The organism is Pantoea sp. USHLN256, from assembly GCF_037149875.1.
Lineage (GTDB): Bacteria > Pseudomonadota > Gammaproteobacteria > Enterobacterales > Enterobacteriaceae > Pantoea > Pantoea nemavictus.
The window spans coordinates 1-16,021 of sequence record NZ_JBBCQO010000018.1; the positions used below are offsets into that span (position 1 = coordinate 1).

At 55.8% G+C, this 16,021-nt stretch carries 12 protein-coding genes; 7 read left to right on the plus strand and 5 right to left on the minus strand.

The features are described from left to right. Positions 1-183 precede the first annotated feature (183 nt). Positions 184-1,605: an exodeoxyribonuclease I gene (gene sbcB, locus WFL93_RS23300; protein ID WP_336779135.1), complete on the minus strand. Its 1,422-nt coding sequence runs from the start codon at positions 1,603-1,605 to the stop codon at positions 184-186. 201 nt (positions 1,606-1,806) lie between these two features. Here sbcB and dacD point away from each other — a divergent pair, with 201 nt between their 5' ends. The 4 genes from dacD to tmaR all read left to right on the plus strand — a co-directional run bounded on the left by dacD (position 1,807) and on the right by tmaR (position 5,267). Then, positions 1,807-2,973 (plus strand): serine-type D-Ala-D-Ala carboxypeptidase DacD, encoded by a 1,167-nt coding sequence (dacD, locus tag WFL93_RS23305; RefSeq protein WP_336779161.1) that lies wholly within the window; start codon positions 1,807-1,809, stop codon positions 2,971-2,973. An 88-nt stretch (positions 2,974-3,061) separates the two neighbouring features. Next, the gene (locus WFL93_RS23310; protein ID WP_336779136.1) at positions 3,062-3,526 is read left to right on the plus strand and encodes a GyrI-like domain-containing protein; all 465 of its coding nucleotides are present in this window, start codon (positions 3,062-3,064) and stop codon (positions 3,524-3,526) included. A gap of 200 nt (positions 3,527-3,726) precedes the next feature. Then, a complete protein-coding gene (locus WFL93_RS23315; RefSeq protein ID WP_007888846.1) occupies positions 3,727-4,785 on the plus strand; it encodes an FUSC family protein in 1,059 nt (352 codons plus the stop codon). 161 nt (positions 4,786-4,946) lie between these two features. Then, complete coding sequence (gene tmaR, locus WFL93_RS23320; RefSeq protein ID WP_007888845.1) at positions 4,947-5,267, plus strand: PTS system regulator TmaR; 321 nt, start codon at positions 4,947-4,949, stop codon at positions 5,265-5,267. A gap of 65 nt (positions 5,268-5,332) precedes the next feature. On the opposite strand, the gene WFL93_RS23325 is transcribed toward tmaR, so the two are convergent. After that, a complete protein-coding gene (locus WFL93_RS23325; protein ID WP_336779137.1) occupies positions 5,333-6,394 on the minus strand; it encodes a LacI family DNA-binding transcriptional regulator in 1,062 nt (353 codons plus the stop codon). A 99-nt stretch (positions 6,395-6,493) separates the two neighbouring features. On the opposite strand from WFL93_RS23325, the gene WFL93_RS23330 reads away from it, so the two are divergent. After that, on the plus strand, positions 6,494-7,261 hold the full coding sequence (locus tag WFL93_RS23330) for a YdcF family protein (RefSeq protein WP_336779138.1): 768 nt from the start codon (positions 6,494-6,496) through the stop codon (positions 7,259-7,261). Positions 7,262-8,004: 743 nt separating this feature from the next. On the opposite strand, the gene WFL93_RS23335 is transcribed toward WFL93_RS23330, so the two are convergent. Next, positions 8,005-8,916, minus strand: coding sequence for a ketopantoate reductase family protein (locus WFL93_RS23335; RefSeq protein WP_336779139.1), 912 nt, complete (start codon positions 8,914-8,916; stop codon positions 8,005-8,007). A 209-nt stretch (positions 8,917-9,125) separates the two neighbouring features. Here WFL93_RS23335 and fusA point away from each other — a divergent pair, with 209 nt between their 5' ends. Together fusA and WFL93_RS23345 are read left to right on the plus strand one after the other, a co-directional pair. Beyond that, positions 9,126-11,222 (plus strand): elongation factor G, encoded by a 2,097-nt coding sequence (gene fusA / locus WFL93_RS23340; protein ID WP_336779140.1) that lies wholly within the window; start codon positions 9,126-9,128, stop codon positions 11,220-11,222. Positions 11,223-11,309: 87 nt separating this feature from the next. Beyond that, complete coding sequence (locus WFL93_RS23345; protein WP_049852498.1) at positions 11,310-11,903, plus strand: LuxR family transcriptional regulator; 594 nt, start codon at positions 11,310-11,312, stop codon at positions 11,901-11,903. Positions 11,904-12,054: 151 nt separating this feature from the next. On the opposite strand, the gene WFL93_RS23350 is transcribed toward WFL93_RS23345, so the two are convergent. Both WFL93_RS23350 and WFL93_RS23355 read right to left on the minus strand, forming a co-directional pair. After that, positions 12,055-13,221: a CfaE/CblD family pilus tip adhesin gene (locus WFL93_RS23350; protein ID WP_336779141.1), complete on the minus strand. Its 1,167-nt coding sequence runs from the start codon at positions 13,219-13,221 to the stop codon at positions 12,055-12,057. A 9-nt stretch (positions 13,222-13,230) separates the two neighbouring features. Beyond that, positions 13,231-15,969, minus strand: a complete 2,739-nt coding sequence (locus tag WFL93_RS23355) for a TcfC E-set like domain-containing protein (RefSeq protein WP_336779142.1) — start codon at positions 15,967-15,969, stop codon at positions 13,231-13,233. Positions 15,970-16,021 lie beyond the last annotated feature (52 nt).

Sequence of the window (16,021 nt, forward strand, 5' to 3'; positions counted from 1 at the left end):
ATACTGGCGTATTATGACCAGGCAGAAAAACGTATTATCCGGATAGACTGAGCACAAATGTGTTACCTATGTGCCCGGTCTGATCTGTTACCTATGTGCCCGGTCGTACCTGAATGGCGACCCTAAAAACGGGCATTGCGTAGGGTCGCCATTCATGGCGACCTCTCACCAGACAGCAGAGGACTAAGACACCAGCTCCTGCGCATACAAATACAGCGCCTTCAGCTGCGCCATCTTCTCGCTGTTATCCTCATGCAAACTCGCCAGCGACTCAAGCTCCTGCAGGAACGCCTGCACACGATCGGCATTAAGCACTTCGCGGCGATGTTGCAGCCAGCGCTGCTGCTCTGCGTCATCCAGCGTGCCGGGGAAATTACGTGCACGATAGCGGAACAGCAGTTTGCCAATGCGCTTATCTTCGAAGGTCAAATCCAGGGCCGGTAAGTTCTGCGGCGGCGTCTGGCGCAGAATATTCATGCCCGCGCGATCGGCATCGCTAAAGAATCCGTCATACAGCTGCGCATCCACGTCATCTGTAGGTTTAAACGGCTCCGCTTCGGCAAACAGCGCCACCACTTTTTCCCGTACTTCCGCATGCTCGCGCAGCACCTTGAGGTTCGCCAGGCAGCGTTGGCGATCGATACCTAAGCGCGCAGCATCTTCCGGACGCAGCGTGCTCGCCGGCGCCAGCACCGGACATTTATTGATATGCACCAGCTTAATCGGCACCGCTGCCAGATCGCCTAAATCACTGTGGCGCGTATACAGGCGCTCACGCAGTTCCTCTGATTCCAGCTCAAGCAGCGGCGACATATCACCGGCCAAATCAGCGACAATCAGCGCATTGCGGTTATCCGGATGCCACGCCAGCGGCACAATCCAGCTGGTGTTGCCGCGCGCTGCGCCGAACATGCCGGAAACGTGCACCAGCGGCTTCATCTGCGGGATATCAATCAGCGTCATCAATTTCTGCTTGTTGCGATGGGTAAACAGAAACTCAAACAGCTTCGGCTGCTTCTCTTTCACCAGTTTCGCCATCGCCAGCGTGGCGTAAACGTCGGACATCGCATCATGCGCCTGTTCGTGCGCCACGCCGTTGGCCTTAGTGAGATGCTCTAGCTTAAAGCTCGGGAAGCCATCATCATTCTCTGGCCACACAATCCCTTCCGGACGCAGCGCATAGCAGGCGCGCATCACGTCGAGCAGATCCCAGCGCGAATTGCCGTTCTGCCAGCTCCAGCCATAAGGATCGAAGAAGTTGCGGTAGAAAATATTGCGCGTCACTTCATCATCGAAACGCACATTGTTGTAACCAATCACACAGGTTTGCGGTTCGCTAAACAGGCCATGAATGCGTTCAGCAAATGCCGCTTCTGCAACGCCGCGCGCTTTGGCGGTTTGCGGCGTAATGCCGGTGATCATCACCGCTTCTGGCTGTGGCAGATAATCGTCGGCGGGCTGGCAATAAAAGACCTGCGGTTCACCTACTGCATTGAATTCTTTATCGGTACGCAGGCCGGCAAACTGCGCCGGACGGTCCAGCGACGGACTTTTACCGAAGGTCTCATAATCGTGGAACAAGAAGGTGAACTCAGAGGCGGGCACGGCGTTATCCTGGCTAGATAGAATCAACGCACAGGATAGTCGTCCCTGGTTAGCAGTACAACCTTCATCCTGTTCGCTGCGAGCGGGCGCGCAGCATTTATGCGCAGTTCATACTTTTTTTCAATTTATTCAGATCTGTAAGCGCTATTTGCCGTAAAACGTGCGGCGGTAAATTCATTTTTTGATTTCGAGGAAGAAGTGTTGAAAAGGCGTCTGCTGGTTACTGTATCTGGAATGATTGTTTGGGCATCGTTGGCGCAGGCTGACGACAGCATGCCGTTTCCCCTGACGCCGCCGCCGATTGATGCGGCTTCGTGGGTGTTGATGGACGCCACTACCGGTCAAATTTTGACAGCCGGTAACCCGGACGAAGAGCGCAACCCGGCGAGCCTGACAAAATTGATGACCGGCTACGTCGTTGATCGCGCCATCGATCAGAACAAAGTCAGCCGCGATGACAAAGTCACCATCGGCAAAGATGCATGGGGCGCGGGCAATCCGGTGTTCAAAGGCTCTTCACTGATGTTCCTCAAACCGGGCGATCAGGTCACGGTGCGCGATCTGATGCGCGGCGTGATCATCGATTCCGGTAACGATGCCTGCGTGGCGCTGGCGGATCACGTGGCCGGCAGTGAAGGCAGCTTTGTCACCATGATGAACAACTACGTGCAGAAGCTCGGTCTGACGCATACCCATTTTGAAACCGTGCACGGCCTTGATGCGCCGGGTCAACACACCACGGCACGCGATTTGGCGGTGCTGTCGCGCGCGATTATCAGCGGCGAGCCCGATTTCTACGCCATGTACGGCGAGAAAACCCTCACGTGGAACGGCATCACCCAGAACAACCGTAACGGTTTGCTGTGGGATCAAAATCTGCACGTCGATGGCCTGAAAACTGGTCACACCGAAAGCGCGGGCTTTAACATCATCGCTTCCAGCGTGGTGGGACGTCATCGCCTGATTGCGGTGATCATGGGCGGCAAGAGCCCGAAAGGCCGTGAAGATCAGGCGCGTAAGCTGCTGGTGTGGGGCCAAAACACCTTTGATACCGTGCAACTGTTCCACGCCGGCAAAAAAATCGGCACGGAAAACGTCTGGTACGGCAATCCGCATAAAGTCGATGTTGGCACCACGCAGGATATCTACCTGTCGCTGCCGCGCACCGAAGTCTCTAATGTGATGGCGAAGTACGTGATCGATCGCAAAGACCTGGAAGCGCCGCTCAAAGCGGGTGAGCAGATTGGTGAAATTCAGGTGATGGACAAAGATAAGCAGCTGGCCAGCTATCCGCTTTATACCCTGCAAGCGGTTGAAAAGGCTGGCATCATTACGCGCATCAGCGATTACGTGAAACAGAAACTGTAATCCATCGCGTATTTCAGCGCCGTCACGCGTGCCGTGGCGCGCTGGTGATGGCACAATCGTGCTTTCGGCGGCTGAATTGAGGCAAGGTATGAAAGCATCGATTGTTGAACGTAATCCGCAAAGCTGGCTGGGCTACTCTCTGCAAGGCCCGTGGCAGGAAACCGTGCCGCGCGGCTTTAACCGGCTGAAACGCTGGGTGAGCCAGCACCAGGCAGCAGGCGAATGGCTGGCGATTTATTACGGCAATCCGCAGGAGTTGCCGCCTGAAGCGCTGCGCGTCGAGACGGTGATTACCGCAGCGGAGGACGCAATCCCTGCGGTGGGCGACGATATCGAAAAAGGATTATTGCCCGGCGGACGCTATTTCCATGCGCGCATCGAAGTACTCGAGAATGATTTTTTCAGCGCGTGGCACAGTTTGTTCGACAGCTTAAAAGCGCAGGGCGGCTGGCAAGTGGACAATCGTCCCTGTTTCGAACACTACCTTACTGATGGATCTGACAGCGGCACCTGGCTGGTGGATATGTACATTCCGGTGCGCGCGGCTGAATAAATACGCGGTCACTATAAATGGCGACCGATTCAATCACCGCACAAAACCCGATGCGTTACATCAATGTTTCTATTGAGGAAATTAGATGTAGCGCGCATGTTGAATTTCAGCCAAAGACGAAAATAATTGCGTTCAACCCTAATGGTTCGCGCATCGCCAGGGTAACATAGCGCGCAAATTTGTATCGTTCCCGGACAACCATGTTACGCGCTGACAAGCCCATCTCGCAGATTGAGTTCTGGTTCTACCGCCACTATCGCGCCGTACACGGCGTGCGCATCGCCATCGCCTTTGTACTGTGCTTCCTGTTTGTACGCCTCACCGACATTCCTGAAGGCACCTGGCCGCTGATTACGCTGGTGGTGGTGATGGGGCCGATTTCAACCTGGGGCAATGTGCTGCCGCGCGTGGTGCAGCGCATTAGCGGCACCTTCGCCGGTCTGATCTCCGGTTTGATTGCGCTGAAGCTCGAACTGTTTTCGCTGCCGGTGATGCTGGTGTGGTGCGCCATCGTTATGGTGGTCTGTGGCTATCTGACGCTGGGAAAACATCCCTATATGGCGTTGCTGATTGGCATTACGCTCGGTGTGGTGGTCGGCGCGCCGGCGGGCGATTTCACAATCGCTATGTGGCGCGGCGGCGATGTGATTCTGGGTTCGCTGATGGCGCTGCTGTTTAGCGCTATCTGGGCGCAGCGGGCTTACACCCATTGGCGCATCCAGCTGTCGGACGCGTTTATTGCCATGGCCAAGCTGCATCACACCGGTTTCTCTGCCAACCTGCTGGAAAAACCGCGGCTGAATAAGCCCTTTCAGAAGCTGCTGAGTAGCGTGATTAAAATGCGCTCGCTGCTTGATCCCTCCAGCAAGGAGACGCGTATTCCGAAATCGGTGTTTGAGGCCATTCAGACCATCAACCGGAATATGGTCAACACCATGCAGATGCAGATTGATGCGTGGTGGTCATCGCGCGAGAGTCATCTGATTATGCTCAACGCGCCGACGCTGCGCCGCACCCAGCAGATGACGGAAGACACGCTCAATGCGCTGGCGACGCTGATGGTGAAAGGCGAAACCGAGGAGATAACCGCTAACAGTCACGCGCTGGAAGAGATCACCCAGGAACTGGAGCAGCTGATTGCCAATCGCAGCGGCCGCTCTGAAACCACGGCGATCTACGGCTATGTCTGGCTGAGCCTTGAACAGGCGCGTCAGCTGGAGCGTATGACGGATTTAGTGCGTCTGGCGCTGCGTAAATAGTTTTCTCAGGCAATGACTTAATGTGAATCACGCTTTCTTTGCGCTAAGATAAGCGCCAGTCCGAATTTAGCTGTGAGAATTGCAACCCTTGCGGCCAACCCGCTAAGCTAAACGTTATGACTATTCCGCCTGCCGATGCAGGCCTTAAGAAAGGTGCCAACATGGAAAATGCCAAGCAATCATTTCAGGACGTACTGGAGTTTGTGCGTATGTTCCGTCGTAAAAACAAACTGCAGCGCGAAATCGTGGATAACGAGAAGAAAGTCCGTGATAACCAGAAACGTGTGTTGCTGCTGGACAACCTGAGTGAATACATCAAGCCCGGCATGAGCATTGAGGCGGTTCAGGAAATCATCGCCAGCATGCGTGTCGACTATGAAGACCGCGTGGATGAGTACATCATCAAAAACGCTGACCTCTCTAAAGAGCGTCGCGAGCTGTCGAAGAAATTGAAAGCGATGGGCGAGCCTAAACCGCAGTAATTCTCGTTTTAGCTTCCACACTGAGGTCGTCATTTATGACGACCTTTTTTATTTCTGCATCCCGTTCAACGTAACAGCTGACGCGCCAGCGCCTGCAGCTGCTGTGCAATCTCAGTCACATTCACCCGATCCTGCTGCGGTGCCGCCGTGGTCTCACGCAACACCAGCTCGGTCTCCAGTGTTTTCTCAGCGGCATTGCCGCCTTCCAGCTGCGCCAGTAATCGCTCGACGCTGACCGCGCCTAACTGCTGCAAATCCTGACGCACGGTGGTTAACGGGGGCTGATACCACGCGCTTTCTGCCGTGTCGTCGTAGCCAATCAGCGAAATCTCTGCGGGAATCTTCACGCCGTGCTGATGCAGGGCACGCATCGCGCCGAGCGCCATCTGATCGTTGGCAACCAGCAGCGCCTGTGGCAGCCGATCGGGCAACTGCGTCAGCAGCGCCTGATAACCGGATGCCGCGCTCCAGTCGCCGCTCAGCACGCAGCAGGGCGCCAGCTGGTGTGCGGCCAGCGCCTGCTGCCACGCCGCATAGCGCGCGCGGGCTGAAGCGGAACTGGCGGGGCCATTCAACACGCCTATCTGCCGATGGCCGAGCGCTACCAGATGATCCACCGCCTGCTGCGCGCCAGATTCGCTCTGATATTGACACTGCGCGACTACGGCGTGGCGCTCAACATCAAGAAACAGCACCGGTTTGCGATCGCACTGCAGCTGAATCTGCGCCGCTTGCTCTGCATCCAGCGGCAGATTAATCAGCAGCGCATCAACCCGCTGCGCCAGCAGCTCATTGACCGTATCCTGCGGCGCGCTGCCCGCATTCGCCATGGCGATCACCAGATGATAGCCCTGCGCTGCGGCACGTTGCTGAATTGCCGATGCAATTTGCGCCGGTGCCATCAACGCCAAATCGCTGGTGGCGAGACCCAAAGTGCGGGTGTTTTTCCCCGCCAGCTGCTGCGCTACGCGATTTGGCACATAGTTGAGCTGCTGCATCGCCGCTTCCACTTTGGCGCGGGTACGCGGCGAAACCTGCTCAGAATGGTTAAGTACGCGGGAAACGGTTTGATAGGAAACCCCAGCCAGATGAGCGACATCGTCAAGGGTTACGGAACGCGCAGTCATTGATCTCTCCTGAAGATTGAGCGGCGAGTGTAGCAAATTTTTCCCTGCTGCCGCGCGCTTAAGCCGCTACACTGCCAGAGGAAACGTGAGGAGAATGGGATGCAGCTCAACAACGATCAGATTCAGGATATCAACACCCTGGCGGCCTGGCTGGCACTGGATCACATGCCTGCCGACGGCACGCTCGATATCGATTTAGCGATTTTAGCCGGTCACGCGGTACTGCCGAATGTGGAAGCGGTGATTGCCGTAGCGAAAAAGTATCAGCTGCCGCTGTTAATCAGCGGGGGTATCGGCCACTCAACGCCGCTGTTGACGGAGATGCTGGCGGCACATCCGCTGTATCGGCAAATCGACAGCAACGATAAAAGCGAAGCCGCCTTGCTGGCCGACGTAGCACGCGTATTCGCCGCGCTGCCGGACGATCAGCTGCTGCTGGAAACCGCATCGCGTAACTGTGGCGAAAACGCCGCCTTCAGCCAGGCATTACTGGATGAACATAACTGGCAGCCGCAGCGCGTGCTGCTGGTGCAGGACCCGCTGATGCAGCGTCGCACCTGGGAAACCTTCCGCTACCAATGGCGCGATCGCGCAGATGCACCGGAATTTATCAGCTGGCCGGTGTTTAAGCCGCAGGTGATGATGGATGCGGGCATGCTGCGTATTATCGGCGCGCCGCCGCAGGGCTTGTGGTCGATGGAGCGTTTTCTGTCGCTGCTGATGGGGGAAATCCAGCGACTGCGTGACGACGAAAGCGGTTACGGGCCGCGCGGCAAAGGTTTCCTCGGTCACGTTGAGGTGCCAGAGGAAGTCGAAGCCGGCTGGCAGCGGTTGAAACAGCTGCCGGGCGTGCAGTCACGTTTATGATGTTTCGGTCGCCATTAATGGCGTAATGCTCGTCAGTTAAGCAGCGTACTGGCTCCGCGGGGGTTCCGCCCGCTAAGCGTATGGCAGTTTCAGAATGTGTGAAGCAGGCGGCCGGGCTAAGGTCCGAAGGCGCGGACCTTAGCAATCCGCGCCTGCGCCGTCCTCGCTGTTCCCTCGCTTATCACTCCGGCCTGACGGACCGCGCGGATTCGCCATCCCTGGCTCATGCCGCGCTTTCGCCGACGTCGTGTCGGCTCATCCTGGCCGTCACTCTGCGCTCGGCGCTGCGGATAGCGCCCAACACCGTCGCCTGTCATTACCGCATCTGATTTGAAATTTTGCTGGCTGAAGATTTAGGGCTACCTGGTCGCCATGAATGGCGACCCTACAGGCGTTCCAGCGATGGTGATTCAGGAATAGGCATTGATGCTGCAGCGCGGGTGTTGAGGCGACATCCCAGCCCGCTGAGCGAGAGAGGGATTCCAGGGCGAGCCGCAGGGATGCGGCGAGAGGCGGCGCTGAGCAGGAGCGAATCGCCGCCGGTCCGTCAGGAATCGTGAGGGAGCGAAGGCACCGCGTAGCGGCGGGATGGGCTGGCGCAGGGCCGGGGAGTGAAGAGGGCGTGGCCCAGACGCCCTCTTCTCGGTCGCCGCACGGCATAGATGAAACTGCCTCAGCCGATGGCGAACGAAAGTCGCTCGACGCTTAACTGATCGGCATTACGCCATAAATGGCGACCGTTGTTACCGGTTCTGCACATACACCTGCAAATTGACATACACCGCGTTAAGCAACGGCGTTACGATGCCGCTGCGCGCGCCGCGTACCAGCAAATCACCAATCACCTGATCGGCTTCAATCTCGAAACCCTGGGTTAAATCGCGATACATCGACGAGGTCATCGCCGCCTGAGAATTGTTCAGCGTCTCATAAATCTTTGCCGTTACCGCCGGACGCTGTTGATAACCTTCCGCACTCAGCACCGCCAACACTTCGCCAAAAATCGTTTGCAGCAGCGCTTCGCCGCCGTTTGAGTTCAACACCTGTTGCGTATTACCGCGCGCGATGCAGCACACGGCACCCAGCGTGCTAAGCAGCAGCCATTTTTCCCACAGCTCGCTGTTAATGTTGTCGGAAAAAATGGTATCAAACTGCGCCGCGCGCAGGGTTTCATCTATCCGCTGCAAGCGCGCATCGTTATTGCCGTCCAGCGCGCCGTAATAGAGCCTATGCAGCGGCGTCATCTGCATCACTTCGCCATTCTCACCCAGCGTGGCGTTAATTTTGCACAAGCCGCCAATCACCTTGTCGCTAAAACGTGCGCGCAGCGTATCAATATGCCGCATGCCGTTAAGGATCGGCATGATCAGCGTGTCAGGACCGACTGCGGGCGCGATATCGTTCATCGCCTGATCCAGACCGAAGCTTTTCACCGTCAAGATAATCAGATCAAAGTGACCATTCAGCGTGCTGGCCTGCGCCAGCTGCGGTGATATTACTTCCGTGCCGCCCGGCGTTTTCAGCACCAGACCGGTCTGCTGCAGCTGCTGAAAGCGGCGCTCGCGCACCAGAAAGGTTACATCACGTCCTGCTTGCGCCAGACGCGCGCCGAAATAGCCGCCGGTTGCGCCGGCGCCGACTACCAGAATGCGCATGGTTATTCCTTATCAGAGTGAAAGCCTTACCTTAAAGTGCCGGGCGGCGGCTTTCCAGCCCGTAAATGCTGAATCGGTTACAAGGTTTTAACGATGTTTAAAAAAGGCTCAAACTGTTCGTATTTATTCGTACAATTGGTTTAGGCTGTTACGCAGCGGCGGGCAATGGTGCACGCCGCATTTTCCAGTCGAATGACTAAGGACGCATCATGCCCCGAACCCTCCCCATCGAACGTTATCGCAACATCGGCATCTCCGCGCACATCGATGCCGGTAAAACCACCACCACTGAGCGCATCCTGTTTTACACCGGAATGAGCCACAAGTTAGGTGAAGTGCACGATGGCGCGGCAACCACCGACTGGATGGCGCAGGAGCAAGAGCGTGGTATCACCATTACCTCGGCGGCAGTAAGTTGCTTCTGGCCCGGTATGGACGGCAGCTTCACGCCGCACCGCATCAACATCATCGATACGCCCGGACACGTTGACTTCACCATTGAAGTCGAGCGCTCAATGCGCGTGCTGGATGGCGCGGTGATGGTGTATGACGCGGTTGGCGGCGTACAGCCGCAGTCGGAAACCGTGTGGCGCCAGGCCAACAAATATCATGTGCCGCGCATCGCCTTCGTTAACAAAATGGATCGCCAGGGCGCAGATTTCTTCCGCGTGGTGCAGATGATGAAAGATCGCCTGCACGCCAATCCGGTGCCGATTGTGATTCCCATCGGCGCCGAGGAGCATTTCAGCGGCGTGGTCGATCTCAATAAAATGCGCGCCATCTACTGGGATGACGCCAGTCAGGGCATGAGCTTCAGCTATGCGCCGATTCCAGAGGAGCTGCAGGTGCTGGCGGCCGAATGGCGCGAGAACATGCTGGCAGCGGCAGCCGAAGCCAGCGAAGCGCTGATGGAGCGCTATCTCGAGCAGGGCGATCTCAGCGAAGACGAGGTGATTGCCGGTTTGCGTCAGCGCACGCTGCTGGGTGAAATTCAGCCGATGCTGTGCGGCAGCGCCTTCAAGAACAAGGGCGTGCAGCGCATGCTTGATGCGGTGATTGAGCTGATGCCATCGCCGCTCGATGTTCCGGCGGTGAGCGGCGTTAACGAGCAGGGCGAACATGACGAGCGCCATGCCGATGACAGCGAACCCTTTTCCGCGCTGGCGTTCAAGCTGATGAGCGATCCCTATGTCGGCCAGCTGACGTTTGTGCGCGTCTATTCTGGCGTGTTGCGTAAAGGCGACAGCGTGTGGAATGCGGTGAAAGGGCGCAAAGAGCGCATTGGCCGCATCGTGCAGATGCAGGCGAACGATCGCATCGAAATTGAAGAGATTCGCGCCGGTGATATCGCCGCCTGTGTCGGCCTGAAAGAGGTCACTACCGGCGAAACGCTGTGCGATCCTAATGCGGTGATTACGCTGGAGCGCATGGAATTTCCCGAGCCGGTGATTTCGCTGTCGATTGAGCCGAAAACCAAGAGCGATCAGGAGAAAATGGGGCTGGCGCTGCAGCGTCTGGCGGCAGAAGATCCGTCGTTCCGCCTGCAGACCGATGAGGAGTCGGGTCAGACGATTATTTCCGGCATGGGCGAGCTGCATCTGGAAATTATCGTTGACCGCATGAAGCGCGAGTTTGGCGTGGAAGCCAATATCGGTCGACCGCAGGTCACCTATCGCGAAACCATCCGCAAAACCGTGCGCGAGGTAGAAGGCAAATTTGTGCGCCAGTCCGGCGGGAAAGGGCAGTATGGTCATGTGGTCCTGACGCTGGAACCGCAAGCGGCGGGCGCCGGTTTTGCCTTTGAAGATGCCACCAAAGGTGGCGTGGTGCCGCGCGAGTTCATTCCTTCGGTGGAGAAGGGGATTCGCGAAGCGCTGAACAGCGGCGTGCTGGCCGGTTATCCGGTGGTGGATATCAAAGCCACGCTGACGTTTGGTTCGTATCACGATGTCGATTCATCGGAAATGGCGTTCCGCATGGCAGCGATCTTTGGCTTCAAAGCCGCCGCAAAGTTGGCCGATCCGGTGATCCTCGAACCGCTGATGCAGGTGGAAGTGGAAACGCCGGAAGAGTATGCCGGTGGCGTGATGGGCGATCTCTCATCACGACGCGGTACGCTGCAGGGCATGGATGAGCGTTTTGGTGCGCGCATTATTCGCGCTGAAGTGCCGTTGTCCGAGATGTTTGGCTATGCCACCACGTTGCGATCGATGTCGCAAGGCCGCGCAACCTACAGCATGGAATTTGCGCACTACGCGGAAGCACCACGTAATGTGGCTGAAAGCATCATCGCGGCTCGCGCGTAACTCACTTAGCACCAAAAATGGACAGTTAATTTCCGCCGGTTAGCCGCTACTATTTGCAGGATGAGGGATAATTAGCGGAAATTAATCATGGATGTGTTTTATCTGGATCAGTCCTGCTTTCACCAGCAGGGCTTATCTTCGCTTCTGAAACAGTTAAATATTACCTGCTGTAAAAATATCGCTGAATTGAAAAGTCGACTCAGTGAGCGGGATAAAATCACCTGTCTTTCACCCGTAATTATTTTTGATTTACCTGCAAACTTCCGTACGGCGCTGACTTATATTCATTATCTAACCAGAGTAAAAAACGCTCGCAATGCGACGCTGATTTTCTTTTCTGATTTAGAGAAAAACAAGATTAACTATAGCAGTCATGCCATCAAAGCTGATTGTTTTATCGATAAAAAATCTTCTACCGACATCATCAGTAGCAAACTCGCTATCATGCTTTGCCATCACAAAAACGGCCGGTCATTCGCCTCTCCCGTCGTCAATAATCATTTAACCCGCAAAGAGTTTAACTTCCTCTGTTGTTTATTCACTTACCAATCAATTGAAGGTATAGCGAAAATAACCGGTGAAAACAAAAAAACACTTTACAGTCATCAGAATAAGATTGTTAAAAAGCTGAATCTGAAAAACAGCCTGCATCTCTATCAGCGTTTCACCAATAATTTTTAAACCACCAATCTATACCGTAATGCCGATAATTTGATAACCGCATCAAATTATTGCACATTCCGTAGCGGCGCGATTTATCGCGCAATAAATTGCGCCGCTACCGTGTGTGCGCTCGGTAATTTCGGTTTTTATGACATCACTACTGGCGCTGTTACTGCGTCGTCGGGGTATAAATAATTCTCAACGTACCCTGATAACGGCCCGCTGTTTTTGATGATAACGTGAAGGCCGGTGTAATAAGCTGCATCGGCGCGGGAACGCACAGCACCGAATTGCTCTGGCCCGGCAACACCACACGCCTTAGCACTCCTCTGTTGGTGCCGCTCCAGATAATTTCACTGCCGTTCTCAACTGCCTGGCGCGCTTTAGTCAGCGGATTAATCACTTCAATCGCATAATCGAGACGATTTTGCGCCAGATTTTTGTCCGCGCCATTGAGATATAGCGAAAACAACCCCGTGGCTCTGGCGGGCGCGGCGGCACCTTCATCCTGAAAGATCAGGCTCACCCGGTTACTGTCTGAATTATTGCCGTCGTACAGGCACATATCCAGCGAACGGCTGCCGCTAACGGTGGTAGTGGCGCGCGCACCGGGGAAGGTTTTCAAACCGAGGTCAACGTTGGCGGCCGCATTGCCAAACTCTGGCAAATAGATCTGCTGATTGCCGTAGTCCGTTACCTTAAACGTCATGGTGGCGATCCAGTCACCGAGTTTCGTCACATTGGTACATCCCACGTTCACGTTCTGCGAATTTCCGGTGCAGGAGGTAATTGGCCACTGCATCAGCGACATTTTTAGCGTTGCGCTCCAGCTGCCGGCCGACGGGAATTTACTCAGTTCGGAGGAGGGGAGATAGGCTGAATAATCTGTACCATCCCCACGCGGGGTGACCGCGCCGCCGAAGGCGTTCAGCGGCACTTGGTTAGTTGCTACCACCACATTATTCAGCGAACGCCTTTTGGTGAGGTAGACATTCAGTACCTTCGTCTGCCTGGTGCTGCTTTCAGTAAACAATACCGGCACGGGATAGGGTGACGGAGACGCCTCCAGCCAGACTGGAAACGTCAGGCAGGCACCGTACTGATTGCTGGTGCGCGACTGGCAAACCAGCGTATTTCGCCCCCATTTCGGCGCGTCGTTGGAATCGTAACCGCCGCTTTCATTGGTCCAGATCGGCAATTGCGCCGGCACTGACATGCGATCAAAAGTGACGGCAACGCTGGTGTTGCGCCCTGAAGGTGTGAGCAGGGCGGCCTGCGCCTGCATGGCCACCATCAGCCATAACAGTGTTAATGCGGTGAGAAATCGGGTTTTCATCGAATATCCCTATTGTTGTTGCGGTGAAGTAAGCGCGGTGCGCGCCAGTGGCACCTCTTCTGACCGGCTGCGGACGATCAGCATTTTTGCCCGCTGCTGCACGTCTTGAGGTACTAAGGCAAGTTCGATGGGTTGACAGGCGCTATCGCCGACGTAACGCACCACGTCGTGGGTACTTTTCACCTTTATTTCACAGCGGTACATCTGCATGCCGCGCACCATGTACAAATTTTTGATGCGGTGATCGGTTTCTGCGCTGAATCCGCCCTGACCTAAACCTGACCAGCTGGCGACATTGAGCGGCGTGGCCCCTTCCAGCGGCATCTGTTGATTGATCATTAGCCGTCCGAGCCAGGTGTAGCGCGAGACAATATTCACCTTGCTGACCAGCATGCGCCCCGGTGCGATAAACAGCGTGCGTCGTCCGGCACCCTGGGTGATTTCGCTGCGCATCGCGTGGGAGGATTCGATGGAGTCATTGATGCTGAGCGTGCTCTGGGTATAAGCCGGCAGACTGAACAGCGTGCGGCCAGTACCGTGCAAGCTGGCGCTGCCTGCACCCTCAACGGACACATCCACTCGCGTATCGCGACTCTCATCACTGCTCGCGACCTGTAGACCAACAGCCGCACCGGGCAGCCCGTTCCCCCATTTTCCCCAGTACAAGCCGGAGCGCGCCACGGCCAGCGAAGAGTTGTAGCTACCGCTGCTGCTAAAGCGCTGGCCCGATGAACCCGATGATGCTGAGCTGATCGCCAGGCTACCGCTGCCGTATTCGCCGCCGGTTTTGCCGTAAAGGGAGGCATTCAGGGTATTGTCCTGATTACCGGTGAGATTGACGCCGATTTCCTGCTGATTCTGCGCATCGAAATACCAGTTTTGCGCCACGTTATAACCCACCTGATCTTTACTGTTGCGGTCGGTCTGGTAGGTCATGCCGATTGAACTGTAATTCGAACGTGAATTCATGGTTGGCGTGCTGACACGCGAAAGTGAAACGGAGAGGAAGCCGCCGTTATCGCGCTTGATCCCGCTACTGCTGGTGCGCGTAAAGAGGTTGGCACTGGTATTAACATTGATGCCGTTGAAGCTGAAGCCACGCCCAAGGCCAGCCTGCCATGTGGTGGTCTGCGTTTTGCTGTAGGTGTTACGGCGCGCCCATAGCGGCACGACAGCGTTATCATCCAACTGGACCGGGATCACATTGCGGCCTTCATTCTTGCTGGTGCTGTAACCGGCATTCAGATACCAGCTGTTCACTGGCACGCTAAACATCAGGCTGCTGCTCAGGTAGCAACCGCTGAAACCGTACTGACCGCCGTTGCTGCTGTAGCAATCTTGCGCATACAGGGCGCTGCGGTAAAAACTCAGGGAGAAGCCGTCGTTATAAGAGACTTGCTGGATATTACCGCGCGAGCCTTCACTGCCTTTGAGATAGCTAAAGCGGGTAGTGAGAATGCCGTCGAGCAGTGGGTTGTCGAATCCATGACTCCAGTCGAGTGCATTTTCGATAAAGTGGTTGCGGTTGGTCACGGCAACACCGCCAGTCAACGCGGCGTCCTGCGTGACAGGGACTTTAATACCTGCCTGCATGACGCGGCGGTCGGCACCCTGTTGCGACGCTGCGCCGTTGCCCTGCACTTCGCCATCGGGGATGGCACCGCCTTGCACAAACCACTCCATGTTCTGACTGGTGGTATTGCCGGTGCGGCTGAAAGGAACCTGTTCGGTACGCGACAACTGATTATCTTCATAGATGCGTAACGTCACGCTGTAGCTGCCATTGGGAAAGGCGCTGGTATCAAGGTTTTGCGTACCCGCATTCAGGTAAAATGTGCCCAGTAGTTGTTGAGCGCGGTAGGCATCAACACGTGAAGGACGCGTAATAAACACCGTCACCGGCGTGCCCTGGGCAGCCAGCGCCGTGTTCATCCAGGCGAGCGTTGAGCCGATACGTGCGCCTTCGATAGTACTGAGCGGCAGCTGGCTTAAGGTGATGTTGCCGCCAGCGTTACTGAAAATGTCCCGCGCATCCATGCGCCCGGCCTGCACGTAATAGCGTTTGCCGAGATCGCGGCGCAGGAAGACGTTATTGAAGCGCACTTCCTGATGATTTTGCTGACGGTATTTCTGTGCGAGATAGTCCCAGTCAATACCGGCATAACTGTTTTCAGTTAACCCGAGCGCGCCTGCGCCCTGCAGGGATAGCGTCTGGTCATCGCGGTTGGTGACGAAATTGATATTCTGCTGATGAATAAATGCCGCTTGCGTTTCTGCGGTCTGTTCGTAATAGGGCGAGTGAGATTTTGCGGCCAGTGGCACAAACTCTGGAGCGAGAAACAGCGACACGTTGGCACTGTTTTCGTCATAGATAAGCGCGACCGAATCTGTTTCAAGATAGTCACACCCAGCCGCGCCGCCATTGCTACTGCAGGCCTTATTGCCATGACGTGCCAGAGGTGCACCGATCAGGCTTGCTAACCGCTTTTCCTGCTGCGCATCTTTTTGATAATGCTGCATCACCGCCCGGGCTACGTCTTGCGGCTTAAGGAAGGTGACACTATCAAGCGAGACCGAGGCTTCAAACAGACCGAGCGACTGCCCATAGACAGAAAGGTTAACCCAGAGCGTTTGGCCGGTGACCAGCGATTCAAACCCAGGCGGAACCTGTGTAGTGGCACGGGCTGAAAGAGAGGGGATCAGGGTAATGAAAGAGGCTATTAAAACTACGCGAATATTGACCTTCATTACAGCGTCCTGCTGAAAAAGAATAACAAGGGGGCGAACCGCCCCCCGAAAT

Coding starts and splice junctions, on each gene's coding strand:
- WFL93_RS23310 (WP_336779136.1), top strand. CDS start 3,062: ATGAAAGCATCGATTGTTGAACGTAATCCGCAAAGCTGGCTGGGCTAC.
- WFL93_RS23315 (WP_007888846.1), top strand. CDS start 3,727: ATGTTACGCGCTGACAAGCCCATCTCGCAGATTGAGTTCTGGTTCTAC.
- tmaR (WP_007888845.1), top strand. CDS start 4,947: ATGGAAAATGCCAAGCAATCATTTCAGGACGTACTGGAGTTTGTGCGT.
- WFL93_RS23325 (WP_336779137.1), bottom strand. CDS start 6,394: ATGACTGCGCGTTCCGTAACCCTTGACGATGTCGCTCATCTGGCTGGG.
- WFL93_RS23330 (WP_336779138.1), top strand. CDS start 6,494: ATGCAGCTCAACAACGATCAGATTCAGGATATCAACACCCTGGCGGCC.
- WFL93_RS23335 (WP_336779139.1), bottom strand. CDS start 8,916: ATGCGCATTCTGGTAGTCGGCGCCGGCGCAACCGGCGGCTATTTCGGC.
- fusA (WP_336779140.1), top strand. CDS start 9,126: ATGCCCCGAACCCTCCCCATCGAACGTTATCGCAACATCGGCATCTCC.
- WFL93_RS23345 (WP_049852498.1), top strand. CDS start 11,310: ATGGATGTGTTTTATCTGGATCAGTCCTGCTTTCACCAGCAGGGCTTA.
- WFL93_RS23350 (WP_336779141.1), bottom strand. CDS start 13,221: ATGAAAACCCGATTTCTCACCGCATTAACACTGTTATGGCTGATGGTG.
- WFL93_RS23355 (WP_336779142.1), bottom strand. CDS start 15,969: ATGAAGGTCAATATTCGCGTAGTTTTAATAGCCTCTTTCATTACCCTG.